Here is a 20,177-nt window from a genome sequence, read left to right as displayed (position 1 = left end):
ATATTCTAAAAAAAAAAGCAAAACATGTCAATAATTTATTTAAAAATTTATAATATTTTAACAAATTAACTTCCCTATAGTTAAACATTATAAAAACAATAAAACCCCTAGAGCCTCTTGCCCTAGGGGGTGTTCGTTTATTTCAACCATTCGGTATGGAAAATGCCTTCTTTGTCGATGCGTTCGTATGTGTGCGCACCGAAGCAGTCGCGCTGTGTGTGCTTGGATTAGTACTGTCCTTGAAGTGATTCCAGCTGTATTTGATAATAGAATTTTGAGCCACACTGATTACATCTTTGTGCGCCACTTCCAACTTAGTGAATGGTGAATCTGATGCATCTTGACAAAGAGCATTCAGAAGCATGATTTCACCCGAAAAATGCTACATCAAGGTGTTTCGATAGACATCAAGCCTATCATACCTCTCACTCCATATCAATACGGTATTTTTCACTGGAAATGGGGTGCTCACGTTTCCATAAGCGAAGTGGCTCAATGTTATATGAGCAAAGCAAAAACAATATCAATTCATATAGCAAGCAATATGCCGTCAACTATTTCGGTTAAATTCTTCTTGTGTAATTTTTAATTGATTTTTTAAGATGTCCTTCCAAAGACGAACAGGAATTTCTTTTCCCAATGAATGGCTTACTTTTGTTTTTAATACTTCCCCGTTCACAAATTTCCGATAATAATAATGATCCGCCCCTTTTTTGTATTGTTCCCATCCGTTACGCTCTAGATACCGTTTTAAATCTCTAAATTTCGGCAACGTCTTCTCCGAACAATAAATGCTCTATATCATCTAATGATTCGCAAAGCAAAATGCGTAACGCGTAGGGAATAAGGGATTGCGTATTTTTCGCTTCGAACATTAGCGGATGATGGATGAAATCTTCGGCAAATTCGCGCGCTGCAACAGCAGCCGCACGACGACATTCCGCTTCCGTTTCTCCCATCGCATAATCGTTGATTGGTTCAATCCAAGCCGTAAAGCTTCCATCCTCTTCTTTTCTCATATCGACACGGAACTTATACGGTTCGAGAATCTGTGCGAGGAGCATACGATTGAGAAACACACCGTCTGTCTCATTTTTTTTACGGGCTTTCACTAAAGAAGGAATGCATTTCTGCAAATCATCAAAAATATGCGTAAAGTTTTGTCTTGCAACTGTAAAACGATATTCTTTTAACATGCTCATCCCTCCTCACCTCCTATAGTATCATAATATGTACAATTTGTACATTATGTACACATTAAACAACTATTTTAGACTACGCTCTAAAAAAGGAAATAAAAAAACCCTAGAGCCACTTGCCCTAGGGGGTGTTCGTTTATTTCAACCATTCCGTATGGAAAATGCCTTCTTTGTCGATGCGCTCGTATGTGTGGGCGCCGAAGTAGTCGCGTTGGGCTTGGATAAGGTTCGCTGGCAATGTTTCCATCCGATAGCTGTCGTAGTAGGCTAAGGCGCTTGCGAACGCTGGTACTGGAATGCCGCGCATCGCTGCGGTTGCGACGATTTCGCGGAGCGACTGTTGATAGTTTTCGACGATTTCTTTAAAGTATGGGTCCAGTAATAAGTTTGGCAGCGCCGGGTCGCGGTCATACGCTTCTTTAATTTTTTGCAAAAATTGGGCACGAATGATGCAGCCGCCGCGGAAAATCATTGCGATATTCCCGTATTGTAAATTCCAGTTATATTCTTCCGATGCGGCTTTCATTTGCGCAAAGCCTTGGGCGTACGAGCAAATTTTGCTCATGTAAAGCGCGCGGCGTACCGCTTCAATAAAATGCGCACGATCTCCTTCATACGGTTTCACGGCAGGACCAGCTAATAGCTTGCTTGCTTTCACACGCTCGTCTTTCATCGCGGAAATGAAACGAGCGAATACCGATTCCGTAATAATTGGAAGCGGAACACCTAAGTCGAGCGCGTTTTGGCTCGTCCATTTTCCTGTTCCTTTTTGCCCTGCTTTGTCTAAAATAACATCAACAAGCGGCTTGCCTGTTTCCTCATCGATTTTTGTGAAAATGTCTGCCGTAATTTCGATTAAATAGCTATCTAATTCCCCTTTATTCCACTCGGCAAATACTTCATGAAGCTCTTGGGCGTTTAAGCCGAGCACATGCTTTAATAAAAAGTATGCTTCGGCAATTAATTGCATATCGCCATATTCAATGCCGTTATGCACCATTTTTACGTAATGGCCGGCACCGTCTGGACCGATGTACGTCGTGCACGGCTCGCCGTCCACTTTTGCGGCAATCGCTTCGAAAATTGGGCGAACGAGTTCGTGCGCTTCTTTTTGTCCGCCCGGCATAATGGACGGTCCTTTCAACGCCCCTTCTTCTCCACCAGAAACGCCTGTCCCGATAAAATGAATGCCAAGTTCCGCAAGCTCTTTATTGCGGCGTTGTGTATCTTTAAAGTACGTATTACCGCCGTCGATGACGATATCGCCTTTTTCTAAATGCGGCTTTAATTGCTCAATCGTTGCGTCTGTTGCCGCACCAGCTTTTACCATCAACAAAATTTTGCGCGGCTTCTCAAGCGCGTTAACAAACTCTTCGATGCTATATGTACCGACGACATTTTTCCCTTTCGCTTCTTGTAAAAACTCATCTGTTTTTTCACGCGAACGGTTATATACAGCTACCGAATACCCGCGGCTTTCAATATTAAGCGCCAAATTTTTCCCCATGACCGCTAAACCGATCACACCAATTTGTTGTTTCGCCATAGTAAACGTTCCTTTCTATTTTTGTTTGTTCAACAAAGAACATACCATAGTCCATTTTTTCATTCAAGTTTTATGTGTAAAAGAAAAGAGCCCTTTGTTCGGACTCTTTTCCTTCCATTTAATACCCGCCATATGGATATGGCGGATAATACGGATAGTACGGGTAATGGTGGTGATGCGGATAATACGGGTAATACGGATAATATGGGTAATGCGGCCCGTGCGGATAACAGCCGCCGTGTCCCGGATACCCTCCGTGTTGCCATTGTTGTCTGTCCATCGTTCATTCCTCCTCTAGGCTTTCATTCGCTTATAGCATATGCACCTAAGGAAAATGTGTATAGGCGGGTACCTAGTATTTATGGACAAACTCAATAATGGCTTTATCGATCGGCAGCCAGCCTTTATACCCTAAATGTATTGTATCTTTTAAAAAGTACGGGTCATATTCGTGGCTGCTTAAATCAAGTACCGGGAACCCTTCTTTTTCAATTTGCTGTTTGATTTTTTTGTAATAACCTTCCCGATCTTTTTTGCTTAATCCCATGTAATCATACCAATAACCATTGACAGGTACAGATACAAATAAAGGTTTCGCTTTCGCCTCTTTTAATACGTCGAGCACCATTTGAAAATCCTGATATTCAGGAGAAACAAGTAAACTGGAGTTTTTCCTGAATCCTCTCAGCTGTTCGATTTTTGGCTTAATTCTTTTGTTGTAGTAAAAATTATCAATGTAAAAACGATTGTTCGTGCTTTTCGCTTTCGCCATCTCGGCCGCATTTCTTTCTAGCTCGTCCCACGTTTTATTTTTCACTAGAGCCGGTTGCGGATGAAGTGTAGTCAACGGCACATCCAAAATAGCATGCAATAAATCCCGTTTTTCCAGCACTTTTACAAAAAGAATGGCAACCGGCTTAATCATCGCTGCCTTCATTTGCGTTTTTTTGTCTTTATGAATTTTCGCTTTCAACAAAGTCGCTAACATCGCATCATTTTTTACAACATCAAACGTCAATAGACGTTTCGCACCTTCAATTTGCAACTTTTCGCTCACCTTCGGTTCGAGTGCAAACTTATAAGCTTGCAGTGTCGAAAAGTTGGCGCTGAAAGACTCCTGGGTTGCACCCTGCCGGTAAAACCACTGCGGCGAAAGGATAAATAAAAGTTTTTTATGCTTTAGCTCGTTTTTTTGATCCGCGAAATTTAGAAAATGAACAAAAGATTGCATTCCGCCCCTTCCCACGAGAAACGGAGTAACGCCGATCGGATTCACTTTAAAATAATTGGACGGGTGGAAGGTATCAAGTCGCGACAATTCCGACGAACCGTAGATCGGCAAATATTTTGGGCTTTCGAGCATTTTCTTTTGAATAATTTCTCCTTGAAATATTTCAAAATCGAGGTCAACGGCCTCCTCTTCCACCTTTTTGTCCGTAATCATTGGCAGAAGATACTGGTTTGGGATAAAAAGAATAAAGCAAAAAAGGACGATAGCCGCTATTAGCGGGCTAAATGACGGTCGTTTCATACCCAATTCTCCAATATTGCAATAATCTTATTCGGAGTAGACCATTGTTCTCGATCCACCTCGGAGATGCCGACGCGGATTCCTAATCTCTCCTCAATTCCCATGAGCAATGACACCATGCCAAACGAATCGAGCAGCCCTTCTTCAAACAACTCGATATCTCCATTTTCTTTCACAACGTCTGTTTGGCAAATTTCTTCCAAAAGATCAAGAACAGTATTTTTCATATCCATTTCTCTTCCTCCATCTCCATTAAAATAATCGACCTGAAAAAATTAAAAACCCAAAACAGATGACATGGAACGTGATGATGATCGATAAAACTTCTGTCACTTTATTTTTCTTCCAAATCTTCCACTGTTTATTCTTCCGTTCAAAATAATCGTAAGAAATCATGAGTGCCGCATGGTAAAGTCCGTAGGCGACATAATGAAGTTCAAGCCCATGCCATACTCCCATAAGAAAAAACAATAAAAAATATCCGATGTACGAAACGGTATAGCGGTTTTGAATCCATTTTTTCTTCATCATCCAAAAGACAAACCGCATATACACATAATCTCTAAACCAAAACGATAGCGACATATGCCATCTGTTCCAAAAATCTTTTATGTTTCGGCTCATAAACGGCAGATTGAAATTTTCCGGTGTTTTCACTCCCATGATATAGCTTGCACCAATGGCGAACGCGCTATATCCGGCAAAATCAAAAAATAAATAAAGACTATACGCATACATATAAATAAACGTCGAAAGAGGTGTATGCGCTTGAATAAACGGCGTTTCGATCACCCGATCGTTGATGACGTAAGCAATAATAAATTTATACAAAAAACCTAAAAAGATTTTGTTGATTCCTTTGTATAAAAGAAGACGGTATTCTTCCCGCGTCGGGATCGTCTCCATATCTTTTTGAAACCGTTTAAACCGATCGATCGGTCCTGACGAAATTGTTGGAGAAAACAACAGAAACGTCAACTGTTCTTTTAGCGTCGCTGTTTTCAATGCCCCGTCCCTCATGTCGATAATCATTTGCACCGTTTTAAACGTTAAATAAGAGATTCCTAAAAATCCGACGATGTTGCTTACGTCCCATACCGGAAGCAATTTCGTCACAAGCAACGGAACGAGCGCTAGAAACACCACCGCATAGAAAACGCCTGCTTCGTTTTTTTCTTTTCGATAAGCAGCGTACCAATTAACTAAAATGACTTGCCAAACAATATAGACAATAAACGAAACGAGTTGATGGATGTCCGATGCAAACGCTAAAAGAAGAATAACAGCGTGCACCAACGAGTTGTACACGATGCTCCTTTTTTCTTTATACCCGAGCACAACTACAGGAACGAACAAAATCCCGAGTATCATAAAAAAAGAAAACGACGAATACGGTATCATACGCTAACCTCATTTGCAATTTTTTTTCGATCTGCTTTGCCGTTGTTCGTCATCGGCAAAGAGGAAACGTAAACAAATTTTTTCGGAATCATATATGCTGGCAATAGCTGCTGCAACTCTTTTTTCAAATGGGCAGTCAATTGGTATTCTTTTTCAAATGGATGCTTTTTCGGCACGAGCACAGCCGTTAAGTATTGGCATTTATTCTCTTTGTAAACAGGCACAACAACTGCGCTTTCGACGAGCGAAAGTTTCCGCAATTGCGCCTCAATTTCTTCAATTTCCATTCGATACCCATTTAATTTAATTTGAAAATCAAGCCTTCCCGCACAAAATAACCATCCACTTTTCTTATAGCCGACATCGCCGGTTTTATATGCCGGTTGGTTATGATAGCGGAAAAACGCTTTGTTTGTCAGCTCTTCGTTCCGCCAATACCCTTTACTAACGCTTTTTCCAGTAATAATCATTTCTCCTTTTTCTCCGTCCTCTACCTCTTTGCCATTTTCATCGACGATAAAAATTTCCACATCTTTCTTTGCTCTGCCAACCGGAAGCGCTGGATACTCGCTTAAAATTTCTTCCGTAATCTCAACGCTTGTGACAGCAACCGTTGCTTCTGTCGGTCCGTATGTGTTGTAAACAACCGCGTTCGGAAACCGCTGTTTTAATTTGCGTGCCGTTTCATTCGGCAACATCTCCCCGCAAAATAAAAAGGTTTCCAAAAACGGCAACATTTCCGCCGAAAAACGTTCATCCATTAAACACATTTCCGCAAAGGAAGGAGTAGACGTCCAGACGTGAATATGGGATGCTTGCAACGATTCAAACAGCCATTTCGGATTGGCAATAAGCTCTTTTGAAATCGTCCATAACGTTCCGCCTAAATAAAGGCAAGGATATACATCCATCACCGACAAATCAAACGAAAACGGCGCTTGGTTCAAAAACCGCTGGCGTTCTTTTAACCCGAAATCAGACACCATCCAGTCGACAAAGCTGGCTAAATTGTTATAGCTAATTTGCACCCCTTTTGGGTTTCCGGTGCTGCCAGATGTATAAATAATGTAAAAGTTTTGTTCGCCGGTAACGAATTGATCGATAGGTGGATGCTGTCCTTCATAGGAAGCGATGGCCGCTTTTATTTCCTTCTCGTCGAGCATGAGGCAATGGCTATAAGTTTTCAACGTTTCCGGTACACTTCTTGGCGTTAAAAACAACGACGCTCCGGAATCGTCCATGATTTTTTTCACCCGCTCTTCGGGAATGCTCGTATCTACCGGAATATACGCCCTTCCGGATTTCACTGCCGCTAAAAAGCAAACGAGCATCAATGGCTCCATATGCCCATAAACGATCACTGGAGCATTGTCGTTCATTTTTTCACATAGAAAGGCAGCGAGCGCGTCCGAATATGTGTCGAGCTCGCTATATGTCAGCTCATTTCCATTAGAAGAAATGGCGACGCGGTCTGGAGCAATTTGTGCCCATTTCTTTATTTGGGTATATAGTTCCATGAAAATCCCCCTTTAAAACTCATTGTAAATAAACGCACTAGAGTTCGTCGTTTTAAATCCATAAATCATTAATAACCCTAGTAAGATCAGTAAATAGTACGACATTTTTACCGTCCAACACACATAAGGCAACTGAAAAAACGTCTTTATCTTTTTCATCATAGTCCCCATACGTCCCCCTCCTGCTTCAACAACATAATACATGAAAATGAAAAACAGATTAAAAGAAAAATAGAAGTTTATTCATCCTTTAAGATACCAACAAAGCCACATCATGTAAACGTAAAGAAGCCACTAGTTAGTGGCTTCTATCTGTTCTTTCAAGTCCATTGCGCCTTCTAAACTCATAAATAAACGGTTCGGATCCAACAGCGTAATAAGCCGCTCCGGCAAATTCGCAACACCAGTAAAATACGGGGCGTTTCGGTAGGCAAGTAGATTCACTTGCTTGATCGCTTCTTCTGGAAGGTCGATAATTTCTTTTGCTTCATCGACAATAAACGCTACCGTCAATTGTTCGGTGTGAACGACGACTAGCCGCGTTTTTTCCGTCCGATCGTATGGACGGCGATAAAAAATACGCGTTGTATCCAATACAGGCACTAACTCCCCACGAATGCGAACAACCCCAACGACATACTCCGGCATATGCGGAATCACCGTTGGTTCGCTCATTTTTTCAATCGATACGACGTATTCAACAGGAATGGCATACTGTTCCTGATCGAGTTGAAAAACGATTACTTTTCCCACTTCATTTCTCCCCCATCTTATGCACTACCTTTATTATACGATAAGCATTCGGAAAGACAAAGAGCATCCGCTGCGGATGCCCTTATTTCGCCACTTCTTCAATAATCGCAATAACCATTTCTGCTGTTTTCACTAGCTCCTCGATCGGCATGCGCTCGTTTGTCGTATGAATGTCCTCATATCCGACCGCTAAATTGACCGTTGGAATGCCAAAGCCTGCGATGACGTTCGCATCACTGCCCCCGCCGCTATGCAGAAGTTCGCATGGACGACCGATTTTCGCCGCCGCCCGTTTGGCGATTTCCACGACATGGTCGCCGTCGCTGAACTTAAAGCCAGGGTACATCACTTCCACTTCGACATCGGCGCGGCCACCCATTTCCACGGCGACCGTTTCAAACGCCTCTTTCATTTTCGCCACTTGCGCTTCCATTTTTTCTGGGACAAGCGAGCGCGCTTCCGCTAAAATATCGACACGGTCGCAGACGATGTTCGTTTGTGTTCCACCTTCAAAACGGCCGATGTTCGCCGTCGTTTCCTCATCGATACGACCAAGTGGCATTTGCGCAATCGCTTTAGAAGCAATTGTAATCGCTGATACGCCGCGCTCCGGCGCAACGCCCGCATGCGCCGTTTTTCCGTGCACAACGACTTTTAATTTCGCTTGCGTCGGTGCTGCGACGATAATATTGCCGACTTTGCCATCGCTATCTAACGCATAGCCGAATTTTGCTTGAATAAGCGACGGATCAAGCGCTTTCGCCCCGACAAGCCCGGACTCTTCTCCGACAGTAATAATAAACTGAATCGTACCGTGCGCGATGTTTTGTTCTTTTAGAACACGAATCGCCTCGAACATTGCTGCCAAGCCGGCTTTATCGTCCGCTCCTAAAATCGTCGTACCATCTGTAACAACATAGCCGTCTTGAATCGACGGTTTGACACCTTTCCCAGGTACGACGGTATCCATATGCGACGTAAAATAAATTGGATCTACTCCTTCTTTTGTCGCTGGCAACGTACAAATTAAGTTGCCCGCGCCATGACCGGTTTTTTCAGTCGTATCATCTTCCACAACATGCAATCCAAGCGCTTCAAACTTTCGCTTCAATACTTTCGCAATCTCACCCTCATATTTCGTTTCCGAATCAATTTGCACAAGCTCTAAAAATTCATCGACTAAACGCTGTTCATTTACCATGTCACTAGCCTCCCTATATGTATGGAAAAAATGCTATACAAAAAAAGTATACACGATTGCCACGCAACTGTCATAGGCAAAAAACCTCCGCAAAACGCGGAGGGAAACGCTACAGCGGAATGTTGCCATGTTTTTTCTTCGGCCGCTCCTCGTGCTTGTTTCGAAGCATCTCGAGCGCCTGAATGAGCTTGATTCTCGTATCGCGCGGGTCGATGACGTCATCGACCATCCCGTATTTTGCGGCGACGTACGGGTTGGCGAATTTGTCGCGATATTCCTCGATTTTTTGCGCCCGCGTTTCTTCTGGGTTTGGGCTGTTTTCGATTTCGCTTGCGAAAATAATGTTCGCTGCCCCTTGTGGACCCATCACCGCGATTTCCGCATTTGGCCATGCATACACGACGTCGGCGCCGATCGATTTACTGTTTAAGGCCACATACGCCCCACCATACGCCTTCCGTAAAATGACAGTGATTTTCGGCACGGTCGCTTCCGAGTAAGCGTACAAAATTTTCGCCCCGTGGCGAATGATGCCTCCATGCTCTTGTTTAACGCCAGGGAAAAAGCCGGTGACATCTTCGAACGTAATAATCGGAATATTAAACGAGTCACAAAAACGAATAAAGCGCGCCGCTTTATCGGACGAGTCAATATCAAGTCCCCCTGCCATAAACTTCGGCTGATTGCACACAAGCCCGACGACTTCTCCTTTGATGCGAGCAAACCCGACGACAATATTTTTCGCAAAATCTTTTTGTACTTCCATAAATGATCCTTCATCAACGACTTGCAACACAACATTGCGCACATCATACGGTCTTACCGCATCGACTGGAATCGCATCCGCTAAATCCGGGCGGTAATCGTCATCATCTGGTACAGGGACAACCGGCGGCTTTTCCTGGCAATTTTGCGGAAGGTAGCTTAACAATCGGCGCACTTGGGCGAGCACTTCTTCTTCCGTTGCTCCTGAAAAATGGGCATTGCCGCTAATCGTATTATGAACGCGCGCGCCGCCTAAATCTTCAGCGCTAATTTTCTCCCCTGTCACCGTCTCGATTACTTTTGGACCGGTAATAAACATTTGGCTCGTTTTTTCGACCATGAACACAAAATCGGTAATCGCTGGCGAATAAACCGCACCGCCGGCACATGGCCCCATAATAACCGAAATTTGCGGAATGACACCAGAGTAAATCGAGTTGCGGTAAAAAATATGCCCATACCCGTCTAATGACAGAACCCCTTCTTGAATGCGCGCGCCGCCGGAATCGTTCAAGCCGATAACTGGCGCTCCTGTTTTCGCTGCTAAATCCATAATATTAGCAATTTTTTTGGCGTGCATTTCCCCTAATGCCCCGCCAAAGACCGTAAAGTCTTGTGAAAAAACGAACACCGTCCGGCCGTCAATTTTGCCGTAGCCGGTCACAACGCCATCGCCCGGCCCTTTTTTTCCTGCCAACCCAAAATCGGTGCAGCGATGTTCAATAAACGGATTCAGCTCAACAAACGTCCCTTCATCTAAAAGAAGGTCAATCCGCTCGCGAGCCGTGAGTTTCCCTTTCGCGTGCTGCTTTTCGATTTTGTCGTCGCCGCCGCCGAGCTCAATTTCGCGCCGCCGGTCATACAGCTCGTTAATTTTATCGTACATATCTGTCATTTTTGCTGCACCCCCGCGCCCGTTTTTTCGCAAAGTTCATATAGAACGCCGTGAGCGGATTTCGGATGCATAAACGCGACTAACGCTCCTCCTGCGCCCGTTTTCGGCGCATCGTGAATCATGCGAATCCCCTTTGTTTTCAATTCATCAATGCGCGCCTGAATGTCATCGACGCCAAGCGCCACATGGTGAATCCCTTCTCCCCGTTTAGCAATGAACGTCGCCACCGCGCTATCTGACGATGTCGGCTCGAGCAGTTCAATCTTCGATTCTCCTAACTTCAAAAAAGCGACTTTTACTTTTTCCGACTCCACTTCTTCGATGCCAAGCAATTCAAGCTTTAATGTATCTACATAAAATGGCAACGCTTTCTCAATCGATGTAACTGCAATACCAATATGGTCAATTTTTTTTACTTGCATTTCTCTCTCCGCTCCCCTTTGCTGTAAAGATTCACAAACGTTTAGTTTCGACTTTTCGACAAAAAATCCTGCCAACCGCTGCAACGATAGCAACAAATTTTTCGCTTGTCCGTAATGAAAAATAGCGATACAATGATCAGTGGTAACATTTTTTACAGGGAGGATGCTTTATGTCCCGCAAAAAAACTCAAAAATTAGTCGTATATTTAATGCTTGGTTCAATGCTATTGACGACGCTGTTAACAGGCATTAGCATGTGGTTTTGATAAAAAGGGCGATTTTATATCGCCCTCTTTTGTTAGAGTTAGAGCGCCCCATACCTTTTGGCGATCGCGGCAAACGGCTCTTTACTGCGGACGATCAATACTTTCGCGCCGATCGGCACTTTTTCATACAACGCTTCGACATCGCCTTTGTGCATTCTCACACAGCCTTGCGTAATATATTTTCCAATCGATTGCGGATTGTTTGTCCCGTGAATCCCATACGTTCGGCCGTCGGTGCCGTACGCGTCAAAACCGATCCATCTCGTTCCGAGCGGGTTATTCGGCGCCCCGCCAAGGATGTTTTTCTTTCGATAATACGGATTTTTCGCTTTTACTTTGACAGTAAATAGCCCTTCTGGCGTTAAGTTGGTCGCCACACCTGTCGCTACCGGATAAACGGACTGTATTTTTCCGTTTTGAATAAAGGCAAGCTGGTTCGTCGCTTTATTGACAATGATCAACGGTGGACGCGTCGCCGCTGCCGAAACCGACCAAAACGAAGAACAAACGAGCAGCAATACAAGCAGAAAACGCATATGAAATCACCCTTTGCTTTTCTTTGTAGTTTACGGCAAAAGGGCGACAAGCATGCACGTTATTGCGGCGCGCGAAATTGGCTTTTAATGATTAAATATTGCTCAAGCTCTTTGACTAAATGAAAGAGCGCCGCTCTCTCTTCAAACTCTTCGCGCGTTTTAGGAAGCGGCATCGTTTCAAACCGCTTTTTCATTTCGTTTAGTTGGCGCAAAAACCGATCCGCTGTATTGCCCGGATGAATCGCATCGCTTAATTCATCAATAAAATCGGCAATCATATTGCGTTGGTCGACCGTATATGTAAGCGACGTGACAAGCGGCAATACCCGCTCCATGATTTCCAACTGTTTTTCGCGCATACGAAAATAATGGTAATATCCTTCTTCGTTCCGCAAAACATGATTTTCCATGTTGCGTAGTGCCGCTTGTTTTGCTTTTTGCAGAACGTCTACGGCAAGCGCCAGCTCTTTCCCGTCCCAGCTGCTTTCATTTGTCCGCAAATAGCGGACGATCTCCTTAAAAATAATGCGAAATAAGTCCTCGATGATGCGCTGGTACTCTTTTAGTTCCTTTTCAACGCTCGGCATATAGAGATTGACAAGCAACGCTACGCCGATGCCAATGATAATGAGCAGCAGTTCATTGACGACGATCGGCAGCGTAAACTGCTTTGCCGCATAAAAATGAAGAATAATGACCGAGCTTGTCGCAATCCCATCGGTCACTTTTAGCCTTACCGTCACCGGAATAAACGTGAGAAGCAACAACCCGATCGTCCATGGATGATAGGCAATGCCTTTAAAAAAAACGAACGAAAACAACATCGCGATAACACAGGCGACAAACCGCGCCCATGCCGTTTGCAGCGATTTCTTTTTCGTTACTTGAATGCATAAAAGCGTAATAATTCCGGCGGACGCGAAATTATGCAGGCCAAGCCATTGGGCAATGCTAATGGAAAGCGCTGTGCCGATTGCCGTTTTGGCGGTACGGTATCCAATTTTCAGCATAATTTGTATCCCTCATTTTTGTTCAAAGGTAAAGAAGCCGAGAATGCAGGCTTCTTTACACTTCATCGCAATATTGATCAAAGGCGGCTTGCAGTTTTTGAATGACCGCAATCGGCTCGTACCCTTCAATTTCATGACGCTCAATCATCGTGCAAATTTTTCCGTCTTTTAACAGCGCAAACGACGGAGAAGACGGCGGGTAGCCTTCAAAATATTCCCTTGCTCTTGCCGTCGCTTCTTTATCTTGTCCAGCAAAAACGGTCACTAAATAATCTGGACGCTTATCGTAATGAATCGCATGCGCTGCCGCTGGACGTGCAATGCCGCCGGCGCAGCCGCAAACGGAATTAATCATCACTAGCGTCGTTCCTTTTCGTTTAAATGCTTCGTCTACTTCTTCCGGCGTGCGCAACTCCTCATAGCCTGCCGCCACCATCTCGCGGCGCGCTTGCTCGACGATGTCGTTAAAGAATTGAAATTGAAACATGTTCACACCTCCTGTCCGTTTCTTTTATCGTACCACATTTTTTCGCTATTCCCTACGCTCATATGCAGCAATTAGTTCTTGCACCGCTGCTGTGACCGCTTTCGTTCCTGACATGACAAGATTTTCAATGAGCGGTAATTTTTCTTTCACACGCGGATTGGCGAAAAAGCTTGTTTCTAAATAGTCTTTAATCATCGAATAAATCCAGTCTTTTAGTTGATGGCGGCGACGTGTTTCAAACACCCCCGATTGTTTTGTAACCGTAACAAATGTTTCAACGACGCGCCAAATGTCCTCAATTCCTTCACCGTGAAGCGCCGAACACGTATATGCTTTCGTTTCCCATCCCGGTGTTGCCGGACGCAAGTAATGGAGAAATTGGTTATATTCTTCTTTTGCCGCCAGCGCTTTCGGCTTGTTGTCTCCGTCCGCTTTATTAATGATGACCGCATCGACAAGCTCCATAATGCCTTTTTTCATTCCTTGTAGCTCATCCCCGGCTCCTGTGAGCGCCAAAAGCATAAAAAAATCAACCATGCCGCGCACGACAAACTCGCTCTGTCCAACGCCGACCGTTTCGACTAAAATGACGTCATAGCCAGCCGCTTCGCATAACAGCATCGTTTCGCGCGTTTTCCGGTGCACGCCGCCAAGCGTCCCGCCCGATGGCGACGGACGGATAAAGGCACGCGGATGACGCGCTAAGTTTTCCATTCGTGTTTTATCGCCAAGAATGCTGCCGCCAGTAATCGAGCTGCTCGGGTCGACGGCTAAGACGGCGACCCGATGTCCTCGTTCGCATAAAAACTGTCCGAACGCTTCAATAAACGTACTTTTTCCTGCTCCTGGCACGCCGGTAATGCCGATGCGAATCGATTTTCCGACGTACGGGAGCAATTCGTTTAAAATTTGCTGCGCCATTTCCATATGTTTCGCCGCATTGCTTTCGACAAGGGTAATCGCCTGCGCTAAAATCGTGCGGTCATTGTTTAATACGCCGTCAACATATTCCGCGACGGAGCGTTCTTTCCGCTTCACCCACCGCTTCGCTGCCGCTGTTTGGGACGGCTCGTCACTTCCCTTTACATACGCCGTTGCAAACTCATCCGTCTGCCCCTCAGGTACCCACTCTGGTCGAGATGTGCGCTCATTCATTGTGCCACTTCCTCATAGCCGAGCCGCTTATAAATTTCTTGTAGCACTTTTTCCGCCGCGGTCGGAATAATCGTTCCTGGACCAAAAATTGCCGCTGCCCCATGCTCATATAAAAATTCATAGTCTTGCGGCGGAATGACGCCCCCGACAACGACAAGAATATCTTCACGGCCTAATTTGCGCAATTCTTCGACGAGTTGCGGCAACAATGTTTTATGCCCTGCAGCAAGCGAGCTCATCCCAACGACATGAACGTCGTTTTCGACCGCTTGGCGCGCCGTTTCTTCCGGCGTTTGAAAGAGCGGCCCGATATCGACGTCAAACCCTAAATCAGCAAACGCCGTCGCAATGACTTTCGCCCCGCGGTCATGGCCGTCTTGTCCCATTTTCGCAATCATAATGCGCGGTCTTCGCCCTTCCAGCTCATAAAATTCATCCGTCATCTTTTTCACGCGCTCGATTTCTTCCTCGTTCGTAAACTCTGAGCTATACACGCCGCTAATCGAGCGAATAACGGCTTTATGGCGCTTCGCCACTTTTTCAATCGCGTACGAAATTTCACCTAACGTCGCGCGGGCGCGCGCGGCTTCGACCGCTAATTCCAACAAGTTTCCTTCCCCTGTTTCGGTCGCTTTTGTAATCGCATCTAATGCTTGCTGCACGCGTTCTTCGTCGCGAGAAGCGCGCAACTGTTTTAATTTTTCAATTTGTCGCTGCCGTACCGCTGTATTGTCGACTTCTAAAATGTCGATCGGCTCTTCTTTTTCCGGACGATATTTGTTCACGCCAATAATCGTTTCCGCCCCAGAATCAATTTTCGCCTGCCGTCTTGCCGCTGCCTCCTCAATTCGCATTTTCGGAAGGCCTGTTTCAATCGCTTTCGCCATCCCGCCTAAGCTTTCGACTTCTTCAATATGCTTCCACGCCCGTTTCATGAGTTCGTTCGTCAACGTTTCGACATAATACGAACCTGCCCACGGATCAATGACGCGGCAAATGCCTGTTTCATCTTGCAAATAGAGCTGCGTATTGCGGGCAATGCGCGCGGAAAAATCGGTTGGTAACGCGATCGCTTCGTCGAGCGCGTTCGTATGGAGCGACTGCGTATGCCCCATCGCCGCTGCATGCGCTTCAATCAGCGTGCGGACAACGTTATTGAACGGGTCTTGTTCGGTTAAACTCCAGCCCGATGTTTGCGAATGGGTACGAAGTGCTAACGACTTCGGATTTTTCGGGTCGAACGTTTTCATCATTTTCGCCCAAATGACACGCGCTGCTCGCATTTTTGCCACTTCCATAAAATAGTTCATGCCAATCGCCCAGAAAAACGATAGACGCGGGGCGAACGAATCGATGTCAATTCCTGCTTTTAGACCGGTGCGCACATACTCAAGCCCGTCCGCAAGCGTATACGCAAGCTCAATATCCGCCGGCGCCCCTGCTTCTTGCATATGGTAGCCGGAAATGCTAATGCTGTTGAATTTTGGCATATATTTGGCGGTATAGGCAAAAATGTCGGCGATAATACGCATCGACGTCTCCGGTGGATAAATGTACGTATTGCGTACCATATACTCTTTTAAAATGTCGTTTTGAATCGTTCCGGACAGCTTATCTTGCGTCACTCCTTGCTCTTCGGCTGTGACGATATAAAACGCCATAATCGGCAATACCGCACCGTTCATCGTCATCGATACCGACATTTGGTCAAGCGGAATGCCATCAAATAAAATTTTCATATCTAAAATCGAATCAATCGCCACTCCTGCTTTGCCGACATCGCCGACAACGCGCGGATGATCGGAGTCATACCCGCGGTGTGTCGCTAGGTCAAACGCGACCGAAAGACCTTTTTGCCCCATTGCTAAATTGCGGCGATAAAAAGCATTGCTTTCTTCTGCCGTCGAAAATCCAGCGTATTGCCGAATCGTCCACGGACGGTTGACGTACATCGACGGATACGGCCCGCGCAAATACGGCGGAATGCCTGGCATATAATCAAGAAAATCGAATCCTTCGATATCTTTTTGCGTATATAAAGGTTTGATTGCAATTTGTTCGTTTGTTTGGAACAAAAGATCATCGATCGATGCTTTCAGTTTTTCTTCGATCGCCTGTTTCCATTGTTGTTCGCTTACAAGATCTTTCGGACATTGCAAGGAAACGTTCGTAAAATCAACCTTTCTGCCCATCGAGAGCCACCCCCATCTCCTTCATAAACGCTACAAGCGTTTCATAGCAGTTCGAACCGATGTGAATAAACCCGTCAATCCCTGCTTGAACGAATGTATTTTCGATGTCAGGCGCTTGTTTTCCAGCGACATACAGTTTCAGCTGAGGATTCGCTTTTTTCAATTCCGCCGCAAGCGCTGGAACGGTATTGATATAGCTTTCATCGGTGCCGCAAACAATATAATGAGTTCCGCCCGCAGCAAGCGCTCCTTTTACTGCTTCCTCATTCGACATATAGCCGTCATTTTTAACGACGGCAAAACCGCCCGCTTCAAAAAAGCCGGTGATAAAATCGGCTCTCGCTTTATGGTTCGGAATCGCACCGAGGTTGATCAGATGCACCGTCGGACGTTTCCCGCTCTTTTCCAAGTGATGCTCCGCCGCTTTCCGCAGCTGCTCAAACGGCTCTGCCAAGCGCCATTGCCGAATCGGCTGAATCGCAATGGAAGGGCCGGCCGTTGCTAACGCGGCGTTTATGTCTTGAGCGGTCGCTCGACGTTGAGCGAAAGAAACAGCTGTTTGCATCCATGATGTTCCGCTAAATGTAACGTTTACTTCGTTGCCATGCACCTCATCGAGCGGCTGCTCAGAAGCGCTGCGTTGTTGCACCGGCGGTTCTGCTAAATTAGCGTAAAAGTTCGTGCCGACAATTTTTTCTTTGCGCATTTTCACATTTTGTTCGCGCAACTTAGCGACTTTTTCGACCTCCGCCTGCACAAATCCTTCTTCAAGCGCTTTTGTCATGCCGCCTTTTGCTTCGATTTGTTGGAACAGTTTCCATGCTTCTTCGGCGACTTGTACCGTCAATGTTTCCACATAATATGAGCCGCCAGCAGGATCAATGACTTTGCCAACATGCGCTTCCTCTAGCAAAATCAGCTGCGTATTGCGGGCGATTCTCCGCGAAAACTCATCGGCTGGCTGAATCGCTTCGTCAAACGGAGAAACATGGAGGCTGCTCACCCCGCCGACTACGGCCGCAAACGCCTCTGCCGTTGCCCGAAGCATATTGACGTACGGATCGTACACCGTTTTCGTAAAATGGGATGTGCGCGCATGAATCGCAATTTTTTGCGACTGTTCATTTCCGCCAAACGCCTGAACGATGCGGGACCAAATGAGACGGGCGGCGCGAAGCTTGGCGATTTCCATAAAGAAATTCGAACCGATCGCAAATGAAAAGCTGATGCGCTCCGCCGCTTCGTCAATCATCAACCCGCGTTCAAGGCATTCACTCATATATTCGACTGCTGTTGCAAATGCAAATGCCAATTCTTGCACCGCATTCGCCCCGCCATTATGATACGGTTCGCCGTGAACGATGATCGTTTTTATGCGAGGCATATGTTCTTCCGCCCATTTCGTGACATCGGCCATGACGTCATACAACGTGGAAAGCGATATCGAAAGCTCGCCTTTTTCTGCAAGTGCCGCGAGCGGATCCATGCCGATCGTACCACGCAAAGTATCGATTGGTATTTGCTGTTTTTGCAAATAGGTCGCAAATAGCGCTAAAAACGGAAGAGAACAAGCCCCCGCATCAACGCGAATCGAATAGTTTTGAAGAGAAATGCCGGAAAACATTGTTTCAACATCATGAAGCGACGTCACAGAGAACCCCAGTCGATCTAACACAAGATGAATTTCCGTTTGTCCTCTTGCTAGGTCGTGTTTAGCGATTTCGTTCCATTCGTTTGGGCTTGCTGCAAAAAGCTCTTGGCTGACCGTCCACGGCTTTCCGATATACCCATTCGGCTCCGTCCCGCGCACATAGCTTGGAAAGCCTGGATACTGTTCAAGCTCAAGCGGCTGAAGATCTCGTCTTGTATAAATCGGTTTCAGCTGCAATTGTTCATACGTCATCGAGTGCAATTTTTCAATCGGTTTTCCTTTTAACGATTTCTCGACTTCTTCTTTCCATTCCTCATAACTCGGAATAGGAAATGACACGTTTTTCATTGTCGAAAGATCCGCCACAAATAATCCCTCCCCTTTGTGCCTTGCCCGTTTAAAAGAAAGCGGTTACTTTATGAATTTTTTAAAACTTTCGCTATACATTTTTATTTTAGTATATATAAGCGGTACGGGCAATGAACAAAACTGTTTCGCATCGCCGCAAAAGGCGCATGCGCGTGAAAAAAGCCGATTTAATTATTTTTTCATTATAAAATACTCTTCAAATTCTGGAACCGGAACTTTATTAATAATCTCATAATATTCTTCATTTATTTTTAATATATTATCCAAGATGGTTATATTCGTTTTTTTACCATTAACGTCTTTTAATGTAAGGAAGTATAAATATCCTTTTATTTTCTCTCTCGTTTGTATTTTTTGCATTTCTAAACCATTCAATTTAGTTAAGATATCCTTGAATTTCTTGCGATCGTTTAATTCAATTTTTTTCCCTGTTCTACCTTCTGTTATTTGAATAGAAACAACATCTTTCTCCTTCATAAAGTAATCGATAGTTACTTTGTTATTTGCTGAACAACTAACCATAATTATACATCCTAACATTAGAATTAAAATTTTCCTCAATTTAATCCTCCTCTTTATTTTAAAATCTATACATTATAAATAATATCAAATTTTCCATAAAATATAAATATAATTATTTACAAATATTATGTATAATTGTAAAATTTATAATTGAAAACACTATTTTTTGGAGGTATTTCATGAAAAAAGTTAGGTACTTGTTTGGTCTAATGTTAATTTTCTTAATGTTCTTTAATTTATGTTCTGGTTACAGCAAAGCAGATACGGAAAATGAGATCTCATTTTCAGAGGCAAAACAAACGGCACAAAAATATTTAGAAACCGTGGCTAAAAATTCATTTAGTAAATGGGAAAATGCTAATCTATATAAGTTGCAATAAAGAATTTCCGATTTTTCACTTCCGTTTTCATCTCAATACAAGCAGATATAGTATAACGTGGAAGGTAATCAGCTGGATGTAAAACAAAGTTTCAACTTATATAGGAGAAGGGAAAAAACTATACGATTTTGACGGAAATTTAACTTCCTATTTATTTCAAGTGAAGAAAAATGGACAAGACCAAGGTTACATTATTGTGAGTGCTATTCCACAGTTCCCTGGTATACTAGAATCAACACGTGAAGGTTCAAATCCATACGTAAATGTAAAGGAAAATAACGGAATTTATGTAGGTCCACTATTACATTTTAGTATTGAAAAAAATGGGTACGTAAAAAATCTTAAGGAAAATAAATTAATAGAAAAATCCAAGCTCAAG

Annotated in this window: 22 protein-coding genes and 2 pseudogenes; 3 read left to right on the top strand and 21 right to left on the bottom strand. The window is 44.5% G+C overall.

Translation table 11 applies throughout. The annotated features are described in order from the left end of the window. Positions 1-137 precede the first annotated feature (137 nt). The 14 genes and pseudogenes from M4I42_RS12990 to mce form a co-directional block, all read right to left on the bottom strand. Positions 138-215, bottom strand: a pseudogene (locus M4I42_RS12990) (hypothetical protein); the annotation flags it as partial. Positions 216-550: 335 nt separating this feature from the next. Beyond that, entirely contained in the window at positions 551-772 is a 222-nt protein-coding gene (locus M4I42_RS12985) for a type II toxin-antitoxin system HicA family toxin (RefSeq protein ID WP_066326052.1), read from the bottom strand. Further along, positions 759-1,202, bottom strand: a complete 444-nt coding sequence (locus M4I42_RS12980) for a hypothetical protein (protein WP_268852552.1) — start codon at positions 1,200-1,202, stop codon at positions 759-761. Before M4I42_RS12980 ends, M4I42_RS12985 begins: the two co-directional genes overlap by 14 nt. A gap of 133 nt (positions 1,203-1,335) precedes the next feature. Continuing rightward, positions 1,336-2,745 carry an NADP-dependent phosphogluconate dehydrogenase gene (gndA, locus tag M4I42_RS12975; RefSeq protein ID WP_268852551.1) on the bottom strand — a complete coding sequence of 470 codons (1,410 nt, stop codon included), beginning with the start codon at positions 2,743-2,745 and terminating at the stop codon, positions 1,336-1,338. Between the two features lie 118 nt (positions 2,746-2,863). Next, positions 2,864-3,025 carry a hypothetical protein gene (locus M4I42_RS12970; RefSeq protein ID WP_268852550.1) on the bottom strand — a complete coding sequence of 54 codons (162 nt, stop codon included), beginning with the start codon at positions 3,023-3,025 and terminating at the stop codon, positions 2,864-2,866. Between the two features lie 72 nt (positions 3,026-3,097). Continuing rightward, positions 3,098-4,276, bottom strand: coding sequence for a D-alanyl-lipoteichoic acid biosynthesis protein DltD (gene dltD / locus M4I42_RS12965; RefSeq protein ID WP_268852549.1), 1,179 nt, complete (start codon positions 4,274-4,276; stop codon positions 3,098-3,100). Further along, positions 4,273-4,509 (bottom strand): D-alanine--poly(phosphoribitol) ligase subunit 2, encoded by a 237-nt coding sequence (gene dltC / locus M4I42_RS12960; protein ID WP_268852548.1) that lies wholly within the window; start codon positions 4,507-4,509, stop codon positions 4,273-4,275. The genes dltD and dltC overlap by 4 nt, the downstream gene beginning before the upstream one ends. Positions 4,510-4,528: 19 nt before the next feature. After that, positions 4,529-5,677: a D-alanyl-lipoteichoic acid biosynthesis protein DltB gene (gene dltB / locus M4I42_RS12955; RefSeq protein WP_268852547.1), complete on the bottom strand. Its 1,149-nt coding sequence runs from the start codon at positions 5,675-5,677 to the stop codon at positions 4,529-4,531. Continuing rightward, positions 5,674-7,194 carry a D-alanine--poly(phosphoribitol) ligase subunit DltA gene (gene dltA, locus M4I42_RS12950; protein ID WP_268852546.1) on the bottom strand — a complete coding sequence of 507 codons (1,521 nt, stop codon included), beginning with the start codon at positions 7,192-7,194 and terminating at the stop codon, positions 5,674-5,676. Before dltA ends, dltB begins: the two co-directional genes overlap by 4 nt. Positions 7,195-7,206: 12 nt before the next feature. Next, positions 7,207-7,365: a teichoic acid D-Ala incorporation-associated protein DltX gene (locus M4I42_RS12945; RefSeq protein ID WP_442864111.1), complete on the bottom strand. Its 159-nt coding sequence runs from the start codon at positions 7,363-7,365 to the stop codon at positions 7,207-7,209. Positions 7,366-7,488: 123 nt separating this feature from the next. Beyond that, positions 7,489-7,947 (bottom strand): chemotaxis protein CheW, encoded by a 459-nt coding sequence (locus tag M4I42_RS12940; RefSeq protein ID WP_268852545.1) that lies wholly within the window; start codon positions 7,945-7,947, stop codon positions 7,489-7,491. An 82-nt stretch (positions 7,948-8,029) separates the two neighbouring features. After that, positions 8,030-9,148, bottom strand: a complete 1,119-nt coding sequence (locus M4I42_RS12935) for a tripeptidase T (RefSeq protein ID WP_268852544.1) — start codon at positions 9,146-9,148, stop codon at positions 8,030-8,032. A gap of 109 nt (positions 9,149-9,257) precedes the next feature. Further along, positions 9,258-10,808: an acyl-CoA carboxylase subunit beta gene (locus M4I42_RS12930; protein WP_268852543.1), complete on the bottom strand. Its 1,551-nt coding sequence runs from the start codon at positions 10,806-10,808 to the stop codon at positions 9,258-9,260. Then, positions 10,805-11,230, bottom strand: coding sequence for a methylmalonyl-CoA epimerase (mce, locus tag M4I42_RS12925; RefSeq protein ID WP_268852542.1), 426 nt, complete (start codon positions 11,228-11,230; stop codon positions 10,805-10,807). Before mce ends, M4I42_RS12930 begins: the two co-directional genes overlap by 4 nt. Positions 11,231-11,400: 170 nt before the next feature. Here mce and prli42 point away from each other — a divergent pair, with 170 nt between their 5' ends. Beyond that, positions 11,401-11,496, top strand: a complete 96-nt coding sequence (gene prli42, locus M4I42_RS12920) for a stressosome-associated protein Prli42 (protein WP_268852541.1) — start codon at positions 11,401-11,403, stop codon at positions 11,494-11,496. 38 nt (positions 11,497-11,534) lie between these two features. Here prli42 and M4I42_RS12915 read toward each other — a convergent pair whose 3' ends face one another. The 7 genes from M4I42_RS12915 to M4I42_RS12885 all read right to left on the bottom strand — a co-directional run bounded on the left by M4I42_RS12915 (position 11,535) and on the right by M4I42_RS12885 (position 19,457). Next, positions 11,535-12,032, bottom strand: a complete 498-nt coding sequence (locus tag M4I42_RS12915; protein ID WP_268852540.1) for a L,D-transpeptidase — start codon at positions 12,030-12,032, stop codon at positions 11,535-11,537. 59 nt (positions 12,033-12,091) lie between these two features. Beyond that, on the bottom strand, positions 12,092-13,042 hold the full coding sequence (locus M4I42_RS12910; protein WP_268852539.1) for an aromatic acid exporter family protein: 951 nt from the start codon (positions 13,040-13,042) through the stop codon (positions 12,092-12,094). Between the two features lie 55 nt (positions 13,043-13,097). Beyond that, on the bottom strand, positions 13,098-13,529 hold the full coding sequence (locus tag M4I42_RS12905; protein WP_268852538.1) for a BrxA/BrxB family bacilliredoxin: 432 nt from the start codon (positions 13,527-13,529) through the stop codon (positions 13,098-13,100). 45 nt (positions 13,530-13,574) lie between these two features. After that, complete coding sequence (meaB, locus tag M4I42_RS12900; RefSeq protein ID WP_268852537.1) at positions 13,575-14,684, bottom strand: methylmalonyl Co-A mutase-associated GTPase MeaB; 1,110 nt, start codon at positions 14,682-14,684, stop codon at positions 13,575-13,577. Continuing rightward, entirely contained in the window at positions 14,681-16,876 is a 2,196-nt protein-coding gene (gene scpA / locus M4I42_RS12895) for a methylmalonyl-CoA mutase (RefSeq protein ID WP_268852536.1), read from the bottom strand. Before scpA ends, meaB begins: the two co-directional genes overlap by 4 nt. After that, positions 16,860-18,893 carry a methylmalonyl-CoA mutase family protein gene (locus M4I42_RS12890; RefSeq protein WP_268852535.1) on the bottom strand — a complete coding sequence of 678 codons (2,034 nt, stop codon included), beginning with the start codon at positions 18,891-18,893 and terminating at the stop codon, positions 16,860-16,862. Before M4I42_RS12890 ends, scpA begins: the two co-directional genes overlap by 17 nt. Positions 18,894-19,067: 174 nt before the next feature. Next, positions 19,068-19,457: a hypothetical protein gene (locus M4I42_RS12885; protein ID WP_268852534.1), complete on the bottom strand. Its 390-nt coding sequence runs from the start codon at positions 19,455-19,457 to the stop codon at positions 19,068-19,070. Positions 19,458-19,597: 140 nt separating this feature from the next. Between M4I42_RS12885 and M4I42_RS12880 the strand changes: the two genes are divergently transcribed. Then, positions 19,598-19,798 (top strand): hypothetical protein, encoded by a 201-nt coding sequence (locus M4I42_RS12880; RefSeq protein ID WP_268852533.1) that lies wholly within the window; start codon positions 19,598-19,600, stop codon positions 19,796-19,798. A 196-nt stretch (positions 19,799-19,994) separates the two neighbouring features. After that, positions 19,995-20,177, top strand: a pseudogene (locus M4I42_RS12875) (hypothetical protein); the annotation flags it as partial.

Source organism: Anoxybacillus sp. J5B_2022 (assembly GCF_026847645.1).
In the GTDB taxonomy this organism is placed as follows: Bacteria; Bacillota; Bacilli; order Bacillales; family Anoxybacillaceae; genus Anoxybacteroides.
This window is presented reverse-complemented; position numbering and strand designations above follow the sequence as displayed.

Bases quoted from the DNA above. Each gene is read 5' to 3' on its own strand.
- M4I42_RS12905 (WP_268852538.1), bottom strand. From the start codon at position 13,529: ATGTTTCAATTTCAATTCTTTAACGACATCGTCGAGCAAGCGCGCCGC.
- dltD (WP_268852549.1), bottom strand. From the start codon at position 4,276: ATGAAACGACCGTCATTTAGCCCGCTAATAGCGGCTATCGTCCTTTTT.
- M4I42_RS12945 (WP_442864111.1), bottom strand. From the start codon at position 7,365: ATGGGGACTATGATGAAAAAGATAAAGACGTTTTTTCAGTTGCCTTAT.
- meaB (WP_268852537.1), bottom strand. From the start codon at position 14,684: ATGAATGAGCGCACATCTCGACCAGAGTGGGTACCTGAGGGGCAGACG.
- M4I42_RS12910 (WP_268852539.1), bottom strand. From the start codon at position 13,042: ATGCTGAAAATTGGATACCGTACCGCCAAAACGGCAATCGGCACAGCG.
- dltC (WP_268852548.1), bottom strand. From the start codon at position 4,509: ATGGATATGAAAAATACTGTTCTTGATCTTTTGGAAGAAATTTGCCAA.
- M4I42_RS12935 (WP_268852544.1), bottom strand. From the start codon at position 9,148: ATGGTAAATGAACAGCGTTTAGTCGATGAATTTTTAGAGCTTGTGCAA.
- dltB (WP_268852547.1), bottom strand. From the start codon at position 5,677: ATGATACCGTATTCGTCGTTTTCTTTTTTTATGATACTCGGGATTTTG.
- gndA (WP_268852551.1), bottom strand. From the start codon at position 2,745: ATGGCGAAACAACAAATTGGTGTGATCGGTTTAGCGGTCATGGGGAAA.
- prli42 (WP_268852541.1), top strand. From the start codon at position 11,401: ATGTCCCGCAAAAAAACTCAAAAATTAGTCGTATATTTAATGCTTGGT.
- M4I42_RS12970 (WP_268852550.1), bottom strand. From the start codon at position 3,025: ATGGACAGACAACAATGGCAACACGGAGGGTATCCGGGACACGGCGGC.
- dltA (WP_268852546.1), bottom strand. From the start codon at position 7,194: ATGGAACTATATACCCAAATAAAGAAATGGGCACAAATTGCTCCAGAC.
- M4I42_RS12915 (WP_268852540.1), bottom strand. From the start codon at position 12,032: ATGCGTTTTCTGCTTGTATTGCTGCTCGTTTGTTCTTCGTTTTGGTCG.
- M4I42_RS12930 (WP_268852543.1), bottom strand. From the start codon at position 10,808: ATGACAGATATGTACGATAAAATTAACGAGCTGTATGACCGGCGGCGC.
- scpA (WP_268852536.1), bottom strand. From the start codon at position 16,876: ATGGGCAGAAAGGTTGATTTTACGAACGTTTCCTTGCAATGTCCGAAA.
- M4I42_RS12980 (WP_268852552.1), bottom strand. From the start codon at position 1,202: ATGAGCATGTTAAAAGAATATCGTTTTACAGTTGCAAGACAAAACTTT.
- M4I42_RS12880 (WP_268852533.1), top strand. From the start codon at position 19,598: ATGAAAAAAGTTAGGTACTTGTTTGGTCTAATGTTAATTTTCTTAATG.
- mce (WP_268852542.1), bottom strand. From the start codon at position 11,230: ATGCAAGTAAAAAAAATTGACCATATTGGTATTGCAGTTACATCGATT.